The 21,072-nt window shown below is 70.6% G+C and carries 12 protein-coding genes and 2 tRNA genes; 2 read left to right on the plus strand and 12 right to left on the minus strand.

Annotated elements, in window-relative coordinates; genetic code table 11:
* Positions 1-40 precede the first annotated feature (40 nt).
* The 9 genes from H9622_RS03505 to serS all read right to left on the minus strand — a co-directional run bounded on the left by H9622_RS03505 (position 41) and on the right by serS (position 13,567).
* On the minus strand, positions 41-562 hold the full coding sequence (locus H9622_RS03505) for a DUF1877 family protein (protein WP_056368562.1): 522 nt from the start codon (positions 560-562) through the stop codon (positions 41-43).
* Between the two features lie 312 nt (positions 563-874).
* A tRNA-Ser gene (locus H9622_RS03510) sits at positions 875-963 on the minus strand.
* 208 nt (positions 964-1,171) lie between these two features.
* Positions 1,172-4,762, minus strand: coding sequence for a glycoside hydrolase (locus H9622_RS03515; RefSeq protein WP_225221541.1), 3,591 nt, complete (start codon positions 4,760-4,762; stop codon positions 1,172-1,174).
* Between the two features lie 188 nt (positions 4,763-4,950).
* On the minus strand, positions 4,951-8,445 hold the full coding sequence (locus tag H9622_RS15770) for a family 43 glycosylhydrolase (protein WP_318247016.1): 3,495 nt from the start codon (positions 8,443-8,445) through the stop codon (positions 4,951-4,953).
* A 106-nt stretch (positions 8,446-8,551) separates the two neighbouring features.
* Positions 8,552-9,862, minus strand: a complete 1,311-nt coding sequence (locus H9622_RS03525) for an LCP family protein (protein WP_191764271.1) — start codon at positions 9,860-9,862, stop codon at positions 8,552-8,554.
* Positions 9,862-11,136, minus strand: a complete 1,275-nt coding sequence (locus H9622_RS03530; protein ID WP_318247017.1) for an LCP family protein — start codon at positions 11,134-11,136, stop codon at positions 9,862-9,864. The genes H9622_RS03525 and H9622_RS03530 overlap by 1 nt, the downstream gene beginning before the upstream one ends.
* A gap of 52 nt (positions 11,137-11,188) precedes the next feature.
* A tRNA-Ser gene (locus H9622_RS03535) sits at positions 11,189-11,273 on the minus strand.
* A 105-nt stretch (positions 11,274-11,378) separates the two neighbouring features.
* Positions 11,379-12,287 carry an HAD family hydrolase gene (locus H9622_RS03540; protein ID WP_191764273.1) on the minus strand — a complete coding sequence of 303 codons (909 nt, stop codon included), beginning with the start codon at positions 12,285-12,287 and terminating at the stop codon, positions 11,379-11,381.
* Positions 12,284-13,567, minus strand: coding sequence for a serine--tRNA ligase (serS, locus tag H9622_RS03545; protein ID WP_191764275.1), 1,284 nt, complete (start codon positions 13,565-13,567; stop codon positions 12,284-12,286). The genes H9622_RS03540 and serS overlap by 4 nt, the downstream gene beginning before the upstream one ends.
* A gap of 65 nt (positions 13,568-13,632) precedes the next feature.
* Here serS and H9622_RS03550 point away from each other — a divergent pair, with 65 nt between their 5' ends.
* Positions 13,633-14,949 carry a diacylglycerol/lipid kinase family protein gene (locus H9622_RS03550; protein WP_191764277.1) on the plus strand — a complete coding sequence of 439 codons (1,317 nt, stop codon included), beginning with the start codon at positions 13,633-13,635 and terminating at the stop codon, positions 14,947-14,949.
* 250 nt (positions 14,950-15,199) lie between these two features.
* On the plus strand, positions 15,200-16,555 hold the full coding sequence (locus H9622_RS03555; RefSeq protein ID WP_191764279.1) for a cryptochrome/photolyase family protein: 1,356 nt from the start codon (positions 15,200-15,202) through the stop codon (positions 16,553-16,555).
* A gap of 138 nt (positions 16,556-16,693) precedes the next feature.
* Here the strand turns inward: H9622_RS03555 and H9622_RS03560 are convergent, their stop codons facing one another.
* The 3 genes from H9622_RS03560 to H9622_RS03570 form a co-directional block, all read right to left on the minus strand.
* Positions 16,694-18,757, minus strand: coding sequence for an alpha-galactosidase (locus tag H9622_RS03560; protein WP_191764281.1), 2,064 nt, complete (start codon positions 18,755-18,757; stop codon positions 16,694-16,696).
* Positions 18,758-18,766: 9 nt separating this feature from the next.
* Entirely contained in the window at positions 18,767-20,110 is a 1,344-nt protein-coding gene (locus tag H9622_RS03565; RefSeq protein ID WP_191764283.1) for an ABC transporter substrate-binding protein, read from the minus strand.
* A gap of 67 nt (positions 20,111-20,177) precedes the next feature.
* Positions 20,178-21,071 carry a carbohydrate ABC transporter permease gene (locus tag H9622_RS03570; RefSeq protein WP_191765592.1) on the minus strand — a complete coding sequence of 298 codons (894 nt, stop codon included), beginning with the start codon at positions 21,069-21,071 and terminating at the stop codon, positions 20,178-20,180.
* Between the last annotated feature and the right edge of the window lies 1 nt (position 21,072).

Here is a 21,072-nt window from a genome sequence, read left to right on the forward strand (position 1 = left end):
TCCGTTGACGCGACGACAGCCGCGGATTGTTCGGACGGAGTCACCCGATCAGGTAGACCATTCCACGGCCGTCCGCTGCGAGCGTCTCGACGAACGTCTGCGCCCGCCTGAGGTAGTCAAGGACGTAGCGAAGCTCGTCGTCGTCGTCGGCTCCGTGCCTGCTGCGCCAAGTGCGCGCCCACGTTCGCACCTGGTCCTCGTCGATCGCACAGAGGTCGTCCCGAATCGCCGGCACCTCCACCGGGAGGATCGTCCTCACCCACGGGTCCCACCCGAGCCCGTGCATCGTTACGCTCCCCTCGAACATCCGGTAGCAGGAGCCTGCGTCGGGAACATCGGTCGTCGGACAGGTGAGGGACTGCAGGGCGGACCATACCTTGTCGAGATAGAGCATGTCGCGCTTCGGCGAGACCTGCTCGAACGTCGCGACACTCACGCTTGCGTGCGGTTCCAGGCCCCACGCGTCAGCAAGCGGGTCACTGGAGAGGATGCTGTGCGGGTCATCGACCGCCTGCTCAGCGAGGTCGGCGTCGAAGGCGTATGCGTAGTAGCGGATTCCCATGCGGGCAGCATCTCGACGAGGACGTCGCTCTGATGGCGGCATCCGACGAACTGGGGACAGCGTGCCCGAATCCGCCGCTGTGGAGGACGGGAGGCCTTCGCATGGCCCGTGGAGACCGAGGGATTCGCGCTCGCGGTCTCGCAGGCAGCGGCACTGAACTTTCGACCGGTCCGGCCGCAACCGAGCAGGTTGATGAACAAGAACTCCCGATCGAGTTCAGATCGCCCAGCGTGAGGCGCTTCGCAAACGTGGCAGAAGTGGCGGATTTCGTGGCAGAAGCAGAATAAAACCCTCTGACCGGGGGTTTTTCCGCGGAGACGGAGGGATTTGAACCCTCGGTCCCCTTGCGAGGACTCCACCTTAGCAGGGTGGTGCACTAGGCCTGACTATGCGACGTCTCCAGGCATCCGCCCGCAGACGCGCGGATGCACCCGGCAATCATACCCGGACGGCGCCGGGGTCACGAACCCGCTCCACAGCCCATCCGGTCCCGGCGGGGCCGACCCCGTCCGCAGACACGCACGAACCCGCACCACAGCCCCTCGGGCCGCCGGCGCGGCCAGCGCGTCCGCAGACACGCCGACCACCCCGACCGCGCCGGGGCCACTCTCACCCGCAGGACGCCGAGCCGTACGACGCCGTCACGGTCGCAACGATCCCCGGATCCCCGGACGACGTCCCGACCACCGTCACCTCGCCGGCGGGCACGCCCACGGCGCGAGTCGTCAGCGCCGCCGACGCCTTCTTGCCGGCGGCGACCGGACCGAGCGACGTGGATCCGTAGGCGCTCGACACGGCGAACCGCACCGGGCCGTCCGACCCGTTCGTCACCGTCACCGCGACCACGACCTTGCCCGCGATGCAGCGCGTGGTCGCGACGGCCGACACCTCCAGCGCAGGTCCCGGCACGAGGTCGAACGTGTACACCCGCGAGGTCCCGTCCGGCGCCGTCACGGTCACCGTCGCCGAGCCCTCGGGCCCGGACGCCTGAGCGACCTCGACCGACGCGTCGCCGTCGACCGGCACCGCGGCGACGACGGGTGCGGCATCCCCCCGCCACGGCACGGTGTACGAGGTCGTCCCCGGCACGAAGCCGGACAGGTCCGTTCCGTCGAGGGTCACCCGCGCGACGTCGGCGACCGAGGAGGCGGACGGTGCGGCGGCGTAGATCTCGACCTCCGACACGATCATGTGCGTCGCGTCGCGCGCGGTGAGCACGAGCCGCACATCATCGGCCGCCACTCCCCCGAGCGGCACGTCGACGATCGGCGCCGTTCCGTCCGCCGGCACGGGCACCGCGACGTCCGGTCCGGGCGCCCACGCCCCGGTCCCCACGCGCGTCTCGACGCGCAGCGACTGCGGCCAGCTGTTGCTCGACCCGTCCTTGTAGAAGTACGCCATCACGTGCGAGACCGTCTCGCGCTGCGCGAGGTCGTACGTGAGCGTGTCCTGCAGGTTTTTCGTGCCCGAGCGCCAGTTCGACCAGCCCTTGTCGGTGCGCAGGCCGTTCTTCGTGCGGTCGACCGAGTACGACGCGCTCTCGGTGAATGTGGCCGAGGCCGCGCTCTGCGGCGCCACGTTGCCCTCGCCGGCCTCGGTCACGACCACCGACAGGCGCGCCGGCAGCGACGAGCCTGCGCCGTCCGACGCCGTGCCCGGCACCGTCACGACGCCGGGCTCGGCGAACGAGGCGTCGGTCACGCCCGACCAGTCCCATTCGACGTCGAGCGCGAACCGCTGTGGCGCGACCCCGACCTGTCCGGGGACGGATGCCGGCGCCGCCGCCTGCACTCGCGACAACGACGCCCCCTCGAAGGTGGTCACCGACACGGGGTCGGTCGCCGTGAACGACCCGACGACGACCTTCGCCTCGGCCTCGAAAGGCGCCCCGAAGACGTCGGTCCCCGAGCCGGGGACGGTCACCGTGCCGGCGGTGCTCCAGTCGGCACCCGCGGTGTCCCAGGTCACCGAGGCGACCCGCTCGACCCCGCCCTCGTACACGACCGTGACCTGGGCGGGCAGCGTCGGCGCCACCCCCACACGGGTCGTGGCCTCGACGACGCGCACGTCGCGGATGCCCGTGCCGGCGAGCGTCCAGCGCTGGTTGGCGCCGTTGTTCGAGGTCCACGTGCCCACGCCGGCGCCGTCGGTGGTGCTCTGACCGTTGACGTCGAGCACACGCTCGGCGGCCGCGCTCAGCAGCGAGAAGGTCGTGCCGTCGGTGGTCGAGATCAGCCATTGGAGTGATTCATCGGATGCCGCAGCCTCGGGGTCCGCGTCGACGAGCGCAGTGCTCGTGCCGTTCACCGCGAGCATCCGGCCGTCGCCGTTCTCGAGCGCGAAGCGGTGGCGGTCGGTCCCGGCGCCGGACAGCGAGTGGACGGTCCACGCCTGGGGCGTCGCCGCCGTCTGAGTCGTCCCTCCGGTGCGGATGGTCAGCCCGGCCTCATCGGCGGTGAGGGCCTTGCCGCTCTGCACGCCGACGAGCTGGTACGTCTCGCCGTCCTCGAGCGCGGGGGCCTCGGCCGAGACGCCGGACACCCCGTCGATCACGAGGGTCGTGACCGACTTGGCCGGAACGCTCACCACCGCGGTGCGGGACGCCGCATCCACCGTCACCGGCTCACCCTCGACGAGGGCGTTCGCCGTCACGTCGTCGGCCGGGGACTGCGTGGTGACGATGGGCGTGACGGTCGCGCCCGGCGCGATCTGCCCGAAGCGCGACAGGTCGATGGTGAGGTCGCGCGCCGTCGTCTCGGTGTTGACGTGCACGAGCGTCGCGCCGTCGCCGTCGGCCTGCAGGGCGGCGGTCGTCTGCGTGCTGTCGGTGGGGATGAGCGAGTCGCCGGGCCGGATGAAGTGCGTGAAGTTGCGGACCGTGTTGAACTTCGCGTTGGTCAGCACCTGGCATGACGGGTCGGCCTCGCCGTCGGCGATGCGCCGCAGCGAGTCGCCGTTCTGGTCGCAGTCGAAGTCGATGAAGACGCTGCCCCAGTTGAGGTTCTCGACCTTCTCCATGTTGTAGAGGTCTTCGACCGGCTGCCAGAACACCCACGCACTCGGCTCGAGCTCACGCAGGTCGTCGACGATGCGCCCGGCCATGCCGAGCCCGTTCTCGATGTTGGTCAGATTGAATCCGGTGCCGTCCCAGTCGCCCTCGACCTCGCTCATCCACAGCGGCTTGTCCGAGGCCTTCGCGATGTCGCGCGCGACGACCCGGTCGCCGGTGCCGTAGGTGTGCACGTTGAGCTGGTCGACGATGTCCTTCGACTCCTGCGTCCACGCGTTCCAGTTCTGCGTGAAGATGCTCGGGTTGGTCTCGTCCATGGCCGAGATCGCGACGTCGGTCGCGGCATCCGGCTCATTCAGTCTCGACTCGAGCGCCTTGATCATGAGGTCCTGACGCTGCGGTCCGATGTGCGCGCCCTCCTGGCGACTCGCCGACGTGGGCCAGCCGTCGGTGCCGAGGCGCGTCGACCAGTACGACGTGTTGGGCTCGTTGAAGGGGTCGAGCGTGTCGAAGTCGATGCCGTGCTCGGCCTCGAGCTCCTCGACGACCGTCACGAGGTAGTCCGCGAAGGCGCCCATGTCGTCGGCGGCGAGCTGCTCGGTGCTGCCGTTGTCGATCCCGCCCGACACGTAGCCGCTCTCGGTGAGGAAGTAGGGCGGGGAGTTGCTGAACGCCTCCCACTTGGTCACCTTGTCCTTCAGCGCATCGAGCCACCAGCGCTGCGTCGGATCGGCGTCGAAGTCGTAGTGCGCCGGGTCGTCGCCGTCCCACGCAGCCTCGTATCGGGCGCGGTCGGCGTAGGTCGAGGTGATCTCGCCCTCGGCGTCGGACACGCCCAGGTCGGGGTTCCACCACCCCTCCACTGCGCCACCGGGGCGAAGGTACGGCGGCACGTCGGTCGCATTGCCGCCGCCGATGTTGTAGCGCGCGATGTTGAGGTTCAGCCCGTCCTCACCGAAGACCTTGTCGAACAGGGCCTGGCGCACGTCGTCGGGGTACCCGCCGGTCGCGTTCGCGAACCACACGAGGCTCGTGCCCCAACCTTCGAACGGCGCCGACGCGTACGCCGGGTTGGGCGTGATGCGCACGGGCGTTCCCGCGGCCTGCGCGGGCGCCGAGGCGACCGTCAGTGCCGATCCGACCAGTGCCAGGGCGGCGGTCGCGGTGAGGACTCGTGAGGCTGACTTCATCGTCGTTCCAATCTCGGCGGGACGCAGCGTTGCGGAAGCGGGTCCATGTTTACGCAAACAGTTACCGCGAACAGGAGCGTACCGTCGGGCCACCCGCTGCCGCAAGACCCCTGCAGGATCCCGCCGTGAACACAGCAGAGCCCGGGGCGCCAGCGCGCCCCGGGCTCGTGCCGATCCGTTCCCGGCGTTCAGCAGGTGAGCGCGTCGTACGTCGCGCTCACCTCCGAGGTCACCGTCTCGCCGCCCACGACGCCCGTGACCTCCGCGCTCACGCCCCCGGCGGGGATAGACGTCTGACGCGTCGTGAACGCCTGCGAGCTGCGCTTGCCGGGCGCGAGGTCGGCGACCGCCTTCGAGCCATAGGCCGTCTCGAGCGCGACGTCGACGGGAACCTCGTCGCCGTTGGCGGCGGTCACGGCGAGCACGCCCTTGCCGGCGACGCAGCGGCCCGTCACGGTGAGCTCCACGTCGAGTGCCGGCGCGGCGGGCGCGGCCGCCCACGCCTGGAACTCGAGGATGCCGCTCGATCCGCCTCCGCTCGCCGAACCCCATGCCTGCATGAGCGCACGGAGCTTCGTGGTCGTGACCGGCGCGAAGGCCACCTCGTTGACGGTGGTCGACGAGCGGTCGTAGGAGCCCGTGGCCGCGACATCCCGCCACTCACCCGACGCCAGGTCGACGTACTGGAGCTTCCACTCGCGCGGCGGGATCATGCCCGCCCCCGACGCGTCGGTCGAGTCCCGGAAGAACAGCACGCCGGCCTTGTCGACCGTGACGACGCGGTCCCACTCGAGCTGCACCCACTGCTCGCCGACGTTGGGCCACGTGCCCCATGACGCTCCGCTCAGTGCGCCGTCGTTCACCGCCGTGACGGAGTTCCAGCCCGAGGTGTAGGACGCGGTCGGCGTCGCGATGGGGGCGATGTTGCCCTCGAGCGGAGCGTTCGGCGACAGCGGCACGGTGATCGAGGTCAGCGCGGAGAGGTTGCCCGCGGCATCCCTCGACCGCAGGTACACGACGTGCCGCTCATCGTCGACCGGCACCGCGGTGCCGTAGGCCTGCCAGCCGGTCGGAGCGTCGATGGCGTACTCGATGCCCGCGACGCCCGACCCGGCGTCGGCGGCAGTCGCACTCACCGTGCGCGCGACGATGTCGAGCGTCCCGGTGACGGTGGGTCGCGTCGCGTCGATCTTGACGGTGACGGATGCCTCGGCCGACGTGTTGCCGGCGGCGTCGGTCGCTCGCGCGGCCACCGTGTGCTCGCCGTCACCCGACACGGTCGCCTCGGCGAAGCGGACGTTGTCGCTCGCCTGCCAGGCGCCGCCGTCGACGGACAGCTCGATGCGCGTACGCACGTCGCGGTCGTCGGTGGCGGTCGCCCGCACGGTCGCGGCCGACAGGAACCACCCCTCGGCGCCGTCGACGCCCGACACCGTGAGCGCCACCTCGGGCGCCTCGGCGTCGATCGTCTCGCCGAACACCTCGAGCTCGCCGAGGCCGACGCCGGCGTGCGCCTCGCCGTCGGTCTGCGCCGCCAGCACCACCCGGATGCCCGTGGTCGTGACCGGGTCGAACGTGACCGCGTTCGGGCCGTCGCCGGCCGTGCCGTACTCGCCCGCACCGGTGACGTCCTGCCACTCTCCCTCGACGAGCGCCTGCACGGTCCACGACTGGGGCACGGCGACGCCGTCGCCCGCGTCGGGTCCGGCCCGGTCGCTCCAGAAGTGCGCGGTCACGCCGTCGACGCGAACGGGCTCCTCCCAGGTGTACCCCGCCCAGCGGCTGGCGGCATCGCCGGCCGTGGTCGTCCACACCGGGTGTGCCGATCCCGCATAGAGGATCTCGCCGTCGTTGAGCGCCGCGAGCGACGAGCCGCCGGCCGTCGCCTGCGCCTCCGGGGTGCCGGTCAGCGCGAGGTTGGTGCGCCACGGGTCCTCGCCGAGGACGGTCACCGTCGCGTCGACGCGTCCCGCGGCGTAGCCGTCGACGAAGCCGCTCACCGTGAACTCGCCGGCGGCCACGATGTCGGCGGGGTCGATCTCGCCCCAGCGCACCGGCGCGGGCAGCGTCTCGTCGCCGTATGTGAGGCTCACCGTCTCAGGAAGCTCCGGCGCGGTGCCGATGACGGTCTGCACGGCCACCGGCGCGACCCCGTCGGGCTGTGCGGCGTGCACCTCCCACTCCTCCACGGCGAGCGCGGAGTACTGCGGCGGGTTGGCCGCGTTGGGCGAGGCGTTGAGCACCGCGCGCAGCCGCGACGTCGTCACCGCACCGAACGTCACCTGATGGACGGCCGTGGTGGTCGTCGGGTAGCCGCTCGGGTTCGGCACATCCTTCCACTCACCGGCATCCCAGTACTGCAGCACCCACGACGACGGGTTCGAGACGCCGTTGCCCGTGCCCGGGGCCGCGTCGCGCCAGAACTTGATACGTGCGCGGTCCACGCGGACCGGGACATCCCAGTCGTACTGGATCCACTGCTGCGCGGGGCGGTTCGCCGTCCAGCTGCCCCACATGTCCGGCGGCAGCGGGTTCGGGCGGATCATCTCGTCGTTGAGCGACTTGATCCAGTACTGCGTGGGGATCGGCTCATTGGAGGCGGATGCCGTCGCCCACGGCGCCACGTTCGACCGGGGCGTCAGGTTCGGGCCCTTCACCGGGGTCGGGGTCACGGGGAGGATGCGCGCCGGGGTCTGGGTGTCGTCCCACTCGAGGTGGTCGATCGCGACCGAGCGGCGGAAGTGGTTCCCGCCGACCGCGTCGGCCGTGTGGTACGCCATGTACCACTCGCCGTTGAACTCCGCGATCGCCGGGTGGCTCGTCGTCGACGACACCGGCGCGAGGATGCGGCCCCGGTAGGTCCACGGCCCGAGCGGGCTGGACGCCGTCGAGTACGCGATGCACGCGTGGTAGTTCGCCGGCGTGCACGAGCTCGTCGGGCCGGCGTTGTTCGCCGCGTAGGCCAGGTAGTAGGTGTCGTTGCGCGTGAACAGCCATGCAGCTTCGAAGAACCCGGTGACGCCGCTCGTGATGTTCGTCGGCGTCCCGATGCGCGTCTTCATATCCGGCTGCAGCTCGATCGCCATGAGACGGCCGAAGCTGCCCCAGTACATCCAGACGCGGCCGTCGTCGACGAGCACGGTCGGGTCGATGTTGTGGGCGTCGTTGCCGAGGATGGTCTGCGAGACGATCGGCCCGCCGGCGTGGTCGGTCCACGGACCGAGCGGCGTGTCCGACACTGCGACGCCGATGCCGAACTTGTCGGGCGCGGTGCTCGCCGCCTCGTTGACGGGGACGTACCAGTAGTAGCGGCCGTCGATGCCCTTCACGACCTGCCCGGCGTACGCCCGGCCCGAGGTCGCCCACGAGAAGACCGTCTCGGGTCGCATCAGCGACGGGTGATGCTCCCAGTCGCCGCTGTCGACGTCGCTCGTCGAGAACGCCTGCCACTCGTTCATGATGAAGTCGTTGGTCGTCGTGCCGGCTTGGTCGCGCCCCGCGTGGATGTAGAGCGTGTCGCCGTCGGCGAGCAGGCTGGGGTCGGCGGAGTACACCGAGCCGTCGCCGATGATCGGGTTCTCGGTCGCCGCGATCGCCGGCGACAGCGGCGACAGCGTGACGACCAGCGCCCCTACGGCGACGGCGGCCAGCGCGGCCATCGTCCTCTTCGATTTCGCGACCACGTCGTCCTCATTCCTCGAAGGGCTCGGAGAGCACCCATCACGGTTGAGGGGACGTTATCGGTAACAGGATAGGATCGCAAGCCTTTTCGAAGTTTTCGAAACGTGGCTACTGCTGCGGCTTGGTGCAGGTCGTCTGCGCGGCCGTCTGGCCTGCGATGTCGGACGGCAGGTCGACGCGCTCCTGGACGACGGGCGTGCCGGTCGGATCCGGCGTCGCGGTCGCGGCATCCGACCCGCTCTCGTCACTCGGCGTCTCGGACGGCGCCTGCGTCTGCTGGACCGCTTCGCCGGTGACCTCGATGGCGAGCCCCTGGCTGGACTCGCCGGTGAGCGTGAGCGGCTGGTTCGCCTGGAGGGCGGCGAACAGCACGTCGGCCGCCTCGGTCACGGGGAAGACCTGCGCACCGTCCCACGAGTAGGCCGTCGGGTATTGAACGAACACGATGTCCTCGTACGGCACGTCCTTCGCCGCCATGGCGATCTGCACCATCAGCGTGGGGTTCGTGAGCGACTGGCTGAGCACGAGCTGCTTCTGCTGCACCTGGCTGATCGCGGTCGTCGCGAGGGTGAACAGCACTCCCGGGTCGGCCAGCACCGCGTCGGACTGCAGCTTGCGCACCATCGACGACATGAACTGCTGCTGGTTGGAGATGCGCCCGAGGTCGGAGCCGTCGCCGATCCCGTGGCGCATGCGCAGGAACTGGAGAGCCTGCCGGCCCTCGAGGGTGTGCGTGCCCGCCGCGAGCGTCAGTCCGGTGTGCGGGTCGTGGACGTCGCCCGTGATGCAGACGTCGACGCCTCCGATCGCATCCGACATGTTGATGACGCCCGCCCAGCGGATCGCCGCGGCGAAGTCGATCTTGTCGTGGATGAGCGATTCGACGGTGAGCGCGGTGCAGGCCAGCCCGCCGTAGGTGTACGAGACGTTGAGCTTCTGCGCGCTCATGGCCGGGTAGTTGCCCGCCCCATCCTCGGTGGGGCAGGCCGGGATGGGAACCACCATGTCGCGGGGGAACGACACCACCGTGATGCGGCGCGGCTCGTCCGAGATGTGCACGAGCAGGGTGACGTCGTTGCGCTCGCCCTCGACGTCGCCGTTCTGGCAGGCCGCCGAGAGTGCGGCGTTCTCTCCCTCGCACGAGTCCGTTCCGACCAGCAGCAGGTTTGCGCCGCCTTCGATGGCTCCGAGCGACGGGGGGATGGGCTCGTCCTCGCCGAGGACGACCGCGTTGGCGGTGAGCGAGTTCGCGGCATCCCACACACTGAAGGCGGTGATGCTCGTGGCGCTCACTCCGATGACGGCGAGCGCGACGGCGAAGATGGCGAGGAAGGCGACGAGCGGATGCCGGTCCCGGTGCACCGCGTGGCGCGCGAGGGGGAGGCGGCCCTCTTCGGAGGGTCGAGTACCTGCGGGCATCAGCCGTCGGCTCGCACGTTGCCTGCCGAGCAGGTGCGGTCGGCGGCGGAGGTTCCGGGGATCGAGTCCGGCAGGTCGACCGGAGCCTCGGTGGTGCCGGGAGTCGGCGTCGTCGAAGGAGTGGGCGTGGTGGGCGTCTCGTCGGCGTCGGGCTCGACCGTGATCACGCCGCCGCCGAGGTTCGCGTCGTTGGTGACGTGGATCGGCTCGTTGGCCGCGAGGGCCGCCCACAGCGCTTCTGCGGCCTGACGGTTGGGGACCACGCGGTTCTCGTCGTACGGGTCCTGGTCGACGGGGTACTGCACGAAGACGATCTCCTCGAAGGGAACGTTCTTGACCGCGAGGGCGATCTGCACGAGCGTCATCGGGTTGGCGAGCGACTCGCTCGGGGTGATGTTGTCGACGGCGGTCGTCGCGAGCTTGTACAGCGTCGCAGGGTCTGACAGCACTTCTTCGCTCACGAGCTTGCGGGCGAGGCTCGACATGTACTGCTGCTGGTTGCTGATGCGGGCGAGGTCGCTGCCGTTCGCCAGCCCGTAGCGCGTGCGCAGGAACTGGAGCGCCTCGAGGCCCTGCACATTGCGCTCGCCGGCGGGCCAGTCGATGCCGGTGTTGCTGTCGCGGATGCCGCCGTTGCCGATGCACACGTCGACTCCGCCGATCGCGTCGGTGATGTTGATGACGTTGCCGAAGCTGACCTTGGCGGCGAACGGGATGCTGAGACCGCTGAGCTCGGAGATCGTCTTGTTGACGCACGACAGGCCGCCGTACGACCACGCGGTGTTGATCTGGTCGTTGGAGACCCCGCCGGTGACGGATCCGTCCTCGCTCGTGCACGACGGGATCGGGATCATGAGGTCGCGCGGGAACGAGATCACGGTCACGCGCCGCGGGTCGTCGGAGATGTGGACCAGCATGTTGACGTCGTTGAGCTGGCCTTCGGAATCGGCGCCGGTGCACCGCTCGCCGAAGTACTTCGCGTACTGCGGCTCGCACTCGTCGGTGCCGACGAGGAGCAGGTTCACGCCTCCCTCGATCGCCCCGATGTCGGGCGGGAGGTCTTCCTGGCCCTCGAGCGCGACCGCGTTCTCGGCGACGCTGCCCGTCAGGTCGGTGAGCGCGTATGCCGCGACACCGGCGGTGGAGACGAGGACGACGGCGACGACCACGCCGACCAGCTTCATGATCAGCGAGAAGGGGTGAGGCGAGGTCAGCTCACCGTGCCGTGCGACGGTGCGACGGCCACGCTTCGCGGGCTTGGTCGTCTCGGCCACTCGTGTCCTCTCGGGGGAAGGCTGCTCTCACTGATACGCCCCCGGCGTTCTGCGGAGGGTGTGGGATTCGAACCCACGGGACATTGCTGCCCACTGGTTTTCAAGACCAGGTCCATCGGCCGCTCGGACAACCCTCCCGACGATGCCTCAGCGAGGCATCCGTCAGACAGGCGTCGAGTCTAACCGACAGACCGTCCCCCGATTCTTCCAGCGACGCCTGTGGAAGGTCTGAAAGGGCGCGCTCAGAGCTTGCGCAGCACCGCAGCGACGCCGCCTGCCTGGACCGACGTCGTGGTCTCGCCCGCGGCATCCCGAACCTCTTGCGGGCCCTGCTCCATCGCAACCGCGCGGCCGCCGTTCTCGAGCGCCCACCGGAACATGCCGACGTCGTTGCGGCCGTCGCCGACCACGAGCACGTGCGCCGGGTCGATGCCCAGCTCGGTGCGCACGATCTCGAGGCCCGTGCTCTTGTCGACCCCCTGCGGCGCGATGTCGAGCCACGCCGTCCAGCCGACGGCGTACGAGACCTGGTTGAGGCCGATGCGCTCGACGAGGTCGAGGAAGTCCTGCGGACCCTGATCGGGGGCGACCACGACGATGCGGCACACGGGCTGTGCGCCGAGCTCGTCGAAGCCGACGCGGCGGGCGTGCACGAGATTCCAGTCCTCGAGGTACTCGGTGTACAGCCGCTGACCGTCGGGCAGCTCGACGAGGTAGCGGGCGTCGGGCAGGTGCTCACGCAGCAGCGCCAGCACCTCGGTGGGATCGAACGTCTCGATGTGGTCGCGCTCATAGCGCACCTCGTCGCCGTCGACGCGCCTGAGCACCACGGCGCCGTTCGAGCACACCACGTACTCGGGCGAGAGCCCCAGCACGCGCATGATGCCGCGCGTGCCCTCCCAGCTGCGGCCGGTGGCGATCATGACCTCGTGGCCCGCGCGCCGCGCGTGCTCGACGGCCTCGACGACGCCCGGGCTGAGCGACTCGTCCTCGAGGATCAGCGTGCCGTCGATGTCGAGCACGATGAGCAGCCGCTCGGTGACGACCGACGGGTCTTCGGTGTCGCGTGCGACCCGCTCGACGAGCTTGGCCGCCTTCTTGGGCTTGACGACCTTGATCGACCCGGTCGGCGGAAGATGCGCTTCCGTCACGTGACGGGCTCCATGACCTCGAGCCCTCCGAGGAACGGACGCAGCACCTCGGGCACGGTCACCGAGCCGTCTTCGCGCTGGTGCGTCTCGAGGAGCGCGACGATCCAGCGCGTGGTCGCGAGCGTCCCGTTGAGCGTGGCGACGGGCTCGGTCTTGCCGCTGCCTTTGCCTGGCTCGGCGGGCAGTCGGTGGCGGATGTCGAGCCGGCGCGCCTGATACGTCGTGCAGTTCGAGGTCGACGTCAGCTCGCGGTAGGCGTTCTGCGTCGGAACCCACGCCTCGATGTCGTACTTGCGCGCGGCGCTCGACCCCAGGTCGCCTGCGGCGACGTCGATCACGCGGTAGCTCAGGCCGAGGTCCTGCAGCATGCGCTCCTGCATCTCGACGAGGCGCAGGTGCTCGGCCTCGGCGTCCGCCGCCGTCGTGTAGACGAACATCTCGAGCTTGTTGAACTGGTGCACGCGGATGATGCCGCGGGTGTCCTTGCCGTACGAGCCGGCCTCGCGGCGGTAGCACGTCGACCAGCCCGCGTAGCGCTTGGCGCCCTCGCTCAGGTCGAGGATCTCGTCCATGTGGTACCCGGCGAGGGGCACCTCGCTCGTGCCGACGAGGAAGAGGTCGTCTTCCTCGAGGTGGTAGACCTCGGCGGCGTGCTGCCCGAGGAACCCGGTACCGCGCATCACCTCGGGACGCACGAGCGTCGGCGGGATGAGCGGCACGAACCCGGCCTGCAGCGCCCGGTCGAGGGCGAGGTTCATGAGGGCGAGCTCGAGCCGCGCCCCGATGCCCTTGAGGAAGTAGAAGCGACTGCCCGAGACCTTCGTGCCGCGCTCCATGTCGATCGCGTCGAGCAGTTCGCCGAGTTCGAGGTGGTCGCGCGGCTCGAACGCGAACGCGGGAACCTCGCCGTGCGTGCGCAGTGTGACGAAGTCGTCTTCGCCACCGGCGGGAACGCCGTCGATGACGATGTTCTCGATCTTGGAGAGAGCGAGAGCGGATGCCTCTTCCGCCGCAGTGACGGCGTGCTGAGCCTGCTTCACCCGCTCGCTCAGCTCCTTCGCCTCGGCGACGAGGGCGGCCTTCTCGTCCTTCGGCGCCTGCGCGACCTTCTTGCCGTGGGCGTTCTGCGCGGCCCGCAGCTCTTCGAACGCGGTGATGGCGGCGCGTCGGGCGCGGTCGGCTTCGAGGGCGGCGTCGACGGTGTCGGGCGACTCGCCGCGGGCCTCCTGCGACCGCTTGACCAGCACGGGATTCTCGCGAAGCAGGACGGGATCGATCACCCTACAACCTTAGTCGCCGGGCGGGACGCGGCATCCGGCGCCTCATCTGGCCATAACCTGTACGCATGGTGACCCCTCCCGACTCCGACCGCACGGCCGAGCCGGGCGGCGAGGACGCGACCGACCCCGTGCACCCGTCCGACGCGATCTACGCCGACGGACCCGACCACGAAGAGGTCGAGGCCGACGCGGAACGCGTGGCGGAGGCCGCCGCCGAGGGGGCGGGTCACGACCAGCCCGGAGACGCGGACGATCCCGATCCCGCGGCGGCGGCGGCACCGGACGACGTGATCCGCGAGCCGGAAGACGTCGAGCCCGACACGAAGGACGGCGAGGGCGGTGAGGCCCGCCGCGTCGGGCCCGAGGGCGAGACCGAGCCCATGGCGGGCGGCGACGAGCGCCCGAGCCCGAAGGCGGCGCTGGTCTACAACCCCATCAAGGCCGACGGCGACGCGCTGCGTGAGACCCTCATGCGCCTCTCCGCCGAAGCCGGCTGGGCGGAGCCCCTCTTCTACGAGACGACGGTGGACGACCTCGGCGACGACGTCACGCGTCAGGCGCTCGAGGCGGGTGCCGACGCGGTGCTCGTGGCGGGCGGCGACGGCACGGTGCGCGCGGTGTCCGAGGCGATGAGCGGGTCGGGCGTCCGCCTGGCGATCGTGCCGAGCGGCACCGGCAACCTCCTCGCGCGCAATCTGAGGCTTCCCCTCACCGAGCCCGAGGCGATGATGCGCGCGGTGTTCGACGGCGACACCCTCGCGATGGACATCGGCTGGTCGAAGCTGCAGCGCCGGGACGGCGAGATCGAGGAGCGCGCGTTCGTCGTGATGGGCGGGATCGGGCTCGACGCCGCGATGATCGCCAACACCAACCCGCAGCTCAAGAAGACGGTGGGCTGGGTGGCGTACGTCGATGGCGCAGCTCGCTCTCTGCCCAGCGCGAAGCCGTTCCGCGTGATGTACCAGCTGCCCGAAGCCCGCCTGCACTCGGCGCGGGTGCAGAGCATCCTCTTCGCGAACTGCGGGTCGCTGCCCGCCGGGCTCGAGCTCATCCCCGAGGCATCCGTCGCCGACGGCGCGCTCGACATCGTGATCTTCCAGCCCAAGGGGCCCCTCGGGTGGATCTTCGTCTGGCGCCGCGTCGCCTGGGACAACAGCTTCCTGCGGCGCTTCCGGGCAGGGCGCCGCGTGCTCGCACTGCGCACGAAGGACAACGCCGTGCGGTACTCGCGCGGCTCGGGGATCGAGATCGCGACGCAGGATCCCCGTCCGGTGCAGCTCGACGGCGACGAGTTCGGGGAGGCGATCTCGGTGCGCACGCGAGTCGAGCCCGGTGGGCTGCTCATGGTCGTCCCGAAGGACCACGAGACCGACGCGCTCTGACCGGCTCACCCCGGCGGTCGTCGGGCGAGCGAGGCGAAACGCGCCACGGGATGCCGCGCGCCCGTCAAAGCGTCGGGAGATTCGGCCGCCTCGGTGCCGCGACTCGCCGGTTTCGTGCAGTTTCTCCCGACCGTTCGACCGGGGCCGGGATCCGGTGCGCCGGATTCAGGTCGCCTGACTCCGGCACGCAGGAGGGCGAGGCCGTTGTCAACCCCGGACGGCCGCCGGCGCGCCCCGACAGGATGGACCCATGCCGAGCCCCTCGATCGTGTGGTTCCGCGACGACCTGCGCCTGGCCGACAACCCCGCGCTGCGTGCGGCGATCGATCGAGGCGAGCCGATCATCGGGCTGTACGTGCTCGATGAGGAGTCGCCGGGCATCCGGCCGCTGGGCGGGGCCGCCCGCTGGTGGCTGAACGGATCGCTGGCGTCGCTCGCCGAACGCCTGGCCGAGCGCGGCGGCGCTCTCGTGCTCCGGCGCGGTCCGGCCGATCGCGTGGTGCGGGAGGCGGTGACGGATGCCGCAGCCGGCGCCGTGTTCTGGAACCGCCGGTACGGCGGGCCCGAGCGGGCCGTCGACGCCGGGCTGAAGGCGGTGCTGCGTGACGCCGGCGTCGAAGTGGCGTCGTTCGCGGCATCCCTCCTCTTCGAGCCGTGGACGGTGACCACGGGAGCAGGCACGCCCTACGCCGTCTTCTCGCCCTTCTGGCGCGCGTGCCAGTCACTTCCCGCCCCGCGTGCGCCGCTGCCCGAGCCGCGGGAGATCGCAGGGGCGCGGCATCCGATCGACTCCGATCGGCTCGACGACTGGGAGCTGCTCCCGCACGAGCCGGACTGGGCGGGGGGCCTGCGCGAGACGTGGGAGCCTGGGGAACCCGCCGCGCGCCGACGCCTGCGCGAGTTCTTGAACAACGACCTCGGCCACTACGCCCGCGCGCGGGACGAGCCCGCCGCGGGGGCGACGTCGCTGCTGTCGCCACGTCTGCGCTGGGGCGAGGTGAGCCCGCACCAGGTGTGGCACGAGGGGGTGGCGACGGGGCGCGCCGGGAAGTTCCTGTCGGAGCTCGGCTGGCGCGAGTTCGCGTGGCACACGCTGTTCCACTCCCCCGACCTCGCCACGCAGAACCTGCGGCGCGAGTTCGATGCGTTCCCCTGGCCACGCCTGCGTCCCTCCGCGCTGGAGGCATGGCGGCGCGGGCACACGGGCATCGCGCTCGTCGACGCCGGCATGCGCGAGCTGTGGGTGACCGGCTACATGCACAACCGCGTGCGGATGGTCACGGCATCCTTCCTCATCAAGAACCTGCTGATCGACTGGCGGCTCGGCGAGCAGTGGTTCTGGGACACGCTGGTCGACGCGGACGCCGCGAACAATCCGTTCAACTGGCAGTGGGTTGCGGGGTCCGGCGCCGACGCCGCGCCGTACTTCCGGATCTTCAACCCCGATCTGCAGGCGAAGAAGTTCGACCCGGACGGGCACTACGTGCGGCAGTGGGCGCCCGAGCACCTGTCGGACGATCCGCCGCCGCCGATCGTCGACCTGCGCGAGTCACGCCAGGCCGCGCTCGCGGCGTACGACGTGGTCAAGCGCGCCGCCCGCGGCTGAGGTCACGCGGGCGGCGCGTGCACAGCGTCGGCAGTCCGCGCTCCGGAACCGCGGCGGTGAGCGCCCGCCCGTCGGTCAGGCGGCCCCGCTCCGTCGCGCTTCGCCGGATTGCCGACGATGTGCACGCCGCCAGCCGGGTCAGACCGCGTCGGCGCGCAGCACCACGGCGTTGCCGGGCTGCAGCAGCGGCATCGGCAGCCCGATGTCGGCCAGCACGGCGCCCGGCAGCGTCACCTCGCCCGCCGCGTACCACGGCGGGGGCGCATCCTGCAGCATGCCGGGGCCGGTGCCGAGGTCGACCACGCTGATGCGATACCGGCGCGTGGGGTCGAGGCCGGGCAACCGCAGCGGTGCGGGCAGCGCGGCGTCCGTCTCGCCGACGACGGCGTACGAGACCAGCGCGTGCGCGCGGTCGGGAGCGACCACGGCGTGCACCAGCGTGGCGGTGTCTGCGGCGTCCGCTCGCACCACGCGTCCCGCGTGCAGCAGCGCCCGGTGCTCGCGGTAGACCTCCGCCCAGCGGCGGACGGCCTCGAGGTCTTCCGGCGAGACGCGCGTGAGGTCGGACTCGATCCCGGCATGCCCGAACAGCGCGGTCGCGAGCCGGAAACCGAGTCCGGCGACGCGTCCCGTCGTGTGCGCGCGGGCGTCGCCGACGTGCGAGCCCAGGTACTCGGGCGGGACAACGATGCCCGTCCACCGCTGGATCGCCTGCCGCACGAGCGGATCGTTGGTGTCGCTCGTCCACACTCGGTCGACGCGGCGCAGGATCTCGAGGTCGATCCGGCCGCCGCCCGACGCGCACGACTCGATCTCGACACCGGGGTGCGCGGCGCGCAGCCGGTCGAGCAGGCGGTACAGGCCGAGGACCTGCGGGCGGGATGCCTCCACCAGGAGGTCGCGGTTGTGATCCCACTTCAGGTAGGCGATGGGGTACTCGTCGAGCAAGGCGTCGAACCTGTCGAACAGGTGCTGCTCGACCTCGGGCAGCGACAGGTCGAGCACGTGCTGCCAGCGCCACGTCACCGAGTCGGGTGCGGTGAGGAGCCAATCGGGATGCCGCCGGGCGAGGTCGGAGTCGAGGCTCACCATCTCGGGCTCGACCCACAGCCCGAACTCCATCCCCGCGGCGTTCACCCGCGCGGCGAGGGGGCCGAGCCCGACGGGCCAGCGCTCCGGGTCGACCGTCCAGTCGCCGAGGCCGCGCCGGTCGTCGGTGCGGCCGAGGAACCAGCCGTCGTCGAGGACGAAGCGCTCGACGCCCACCTCGGACGCGCGCTCCACGAGCGGCTCGAGGCGGGAGAGGGAATGGTCGAAGTAGACGGCCTCCCACGTGTTGAGGGTCAGCGGCCGGGGGCGCGCGATCGTCGACCACGATCGCACCCACGGGTGCAGTCTGTCGGACAGGCCGTCCAGACCCGCGTCCGACCACGTCGCGACGACGGTCGGAGAGGCGTACGACTCACCGGGCGCGAGCGTCGTGGCGGTGAATCGCTCCCCCGCGCCGAGCACGGCGGGCGCGAGGTCGGACCGCTCGAACCACTGCCGGGTGTCGCCGCTCCAGGCGACGTGGGTGGACCACACCTCGCCCGAGCCGAAGTCGAAGCCCGCGGTGCCGGCGACCATGAGGAACGGGTCGTCGTGGCCTCCTCGGCCGTGACGGGTCTCGCGCAGCCACGCGCCGTGGCCGGGACGGCTGCGCTGCGGACGCCGCTCCCCCGCCCAGCGGCCGGAGAAGTCGAGCACCTCCCGTGCCCGATCGGGGACCGGGAGCACGACGTCGGCTGCCGTGACTGCGATCGCGGAGTCGCCCTCGTTGCGGATTGTGTGCGAGGCGAGGAGCACGCCCTGCGCGGTGAGCTCGAGCCGCGTCGTGACGGCGGCATCTCCCACCGCCGTCTCGACCACGAGGACGTCGTCTTCGCGCGCGGTGCCGCGATGCCGCACCGGCACGCGCCCGTCGGTTAGTGCCACCCCCGGGCGCCCGGTCCACCCGTCGCCGAGGGCGGGCAGCAGCGTGAGCCGCAGCGGCACGTCGATCGAGCTGGGCGCGATCGCCGGAACCACGGCGTCGGCGAGAGTCTCGAGGTCGGCGAGGTCGAGGGCGCCCAGGTCGCGCCCCCAGTGGACCACGGCGGGAACGCCCGCGCCGCGGGAGTCGAGCACGAGGCTGACTCCCGCGGCGCGGAGGTGATGGATCACGCGGGGACTCTACTCCGCGACCGGGATCGACTGCGCCTTGAGGGTCGCGATCGTGGCCTCCTGGCCGGCCTCGAGCGCCTCGAGCAGCGTGCCCTGGCCGGTGACCGCCTTCTGGAAGCCGTCCGAGACGTCGGCGTAGGTCTGCGTCATGGTCGGACCCCACACGAAGTCGGGGTTGACCTGCTGCGCGGCCTCGGCGAACACGTCGTAGATCTTCTGGCCGCCGTAGAACTCGACACCCTCCTGGAGCGACGGCAGCTGCAGACCGGCCGTCGTGGCGGGGTAGATGTTCGCCGACTGGTTGAGGGCGGTGAGCGCCTCGTCCGACGTGTTCAGCCACAGGGCGAACTTCGCCGCCTCGTAGAGGTGGTCCGTGCCCTTGAAGACGGCGATCGACGAGCCGCCCCAGTTGCCGGAGCTGGCGCCGCCGTCCTCCCACTGCGGGGACGGTGCGACCGACCACTTGCCGGCGGTGTCAGGAGCGCCGGACGAGATCGAGTTGGCGCCCCAGACGGCCGAGTTCCAGGTCCAGACCGCACCCGAGTTGTAGGCGTTGTTCCACTCCTCGGTCCAGGCCGGGTAGGTAGCGACGAGGTCCTCGTCGAGCAGCTCCTGCCAGTAGTCGGCGACCTGCGTCGAGGCATCACCGGTCAGGTCGACGGTCCATTCCTGGCCGTCGTTGGTGAACCAGTCGCCGTTGTTCTGCCACACGAAGCCGGCGAACTGGTTGATGTCGGCGGTCGAGAAGTTGGTGATGTAGCCGCCGGCCGCGCGCACGGCCTTGGCTGCCTCCTTGTACTCCTCCCACGTGGTCGGAACCTCGATGCCGTTTTGCTCGAACAGGTCGGAGCGGTAGAACAGCGCCATGGGGCCCGAGTCCTGCGGCACGCCGTACACACCGTCGGTGCCGAGCGTGACCTGGCCCCAGGTCCACGGGATGAAGTCGGCCTCGGCCGCGACGACGTCCTCGCACGCCGAGAGGTCCTCGAGACCGTCCTGCACGCGGAAGCTCGCGAGCGCGTCGTACTCGATCTGCCCCAGGTCGGGGGCATTGCCGGCCGCGAGCTGGCTGAAGAAGCTCTGGTAGGTGCCGCCGTTGCCGTTGGGTCCGGTCTGCACCTCGACCTGGATGTCGGGGTTCTCTTCGTTCCAGATCGCGACGACGTCCTCGATGCCGGGGATCCACGACGTGAAGTCGAGCGTGACGCTCTCGTCCGACGGGGCGCAGGCCGCGGCATCCGCGCCGTTGCCGCCGTTCTCGCCCGCGCCGGAACTGCCGCCGGCGCAGCCGGCCAGGGTGAGCGCGCTGAGCAGTGCGACGCCTGTGACGACTGCCCTCTTGGAGTGCTGCATGATCTTCCTTACTTGTTCGGGTGGTGCGATTACAGGGGTGCCGGCGGCCGGGGCCACCGGCGGGGAGTCACTTCACGGATCCGGTGCCGAGTCCGGTGCGCCAGAAGCGCTGAAGCAGGAGGAACGCGATGATGAGCGGCACGATCGACAGGAACGAGCCGACGAGGACGTAGGTGCGCAGCTCGGGGATCTGGTTGAGCTGCGTGTTCCACGAGTAGAGACCGAAGGTCACCGGGAACAGCTCCTGACTGCGCAGCATGATCAGCGGCAGGAAGAAGTTGTTCCAGATCGAGACGAACTGGAAGAGGAACACGGTGATCAGGGCGGGCATCATGAGCCGCACCGACACCGTGAAGAACGTGCGCACCTCGCCGGCGCCGTCGATGCGGCCCGCCTCGATGAGCTCGTCGGGCACGCTGGCCGAGGCGTAGATGCGGCTGAGGTACACGCCGAACGGGCTCACGATGCTGGGCAGCAGGACCGCCCAGAACGTGTCCGTCATGTTGACCTGGCTGAACAGCAGGAACAGCGGCAGCGCGAGCGCGGTCGCAGGCACGAGCACACCGCCGAGCACGACGTTGAAGAACACCTCGCGGCCGCGGAACCGGTACTTCGCCAGCGCGTAGCCGCACATGCCGGCCACGACGGTCGCCAGCAGCGCGCCGATGCCCGCATAGCCGAGGCTGTTCAGGAGCCAGCGCACGTAGATGCCGTTGTTGTAGGTCAGCAGGTCGCCGACGTTGCCGAAGAAGTTCCAGTCGGCGAACCACAGTGCGTTGGTGGTGAGCAGGTCGCCACGGTCCTTGGTGGACGCGATGAACAGCCACCAGATGGGCACGAGGAAGTAGAGCGTGAACACGCCCATCACGATGAGCGCGGCCCCGCGCGACAGGACGCTCTCGCGCGGACCCCGCGTCGGGGTCAGGTCGTCGGCGGTCGCGCCGCGCGTACGGGTGAGCATG

This window comes from Microbacterium gallinarum (assembly GCF_014837165.1).
GTDB lineage: Bacteria > Actinomycetota > Actinomycetes > Actinomycetales > Microbacteriaceae > Microbacterium > Microbacterium gallinarum.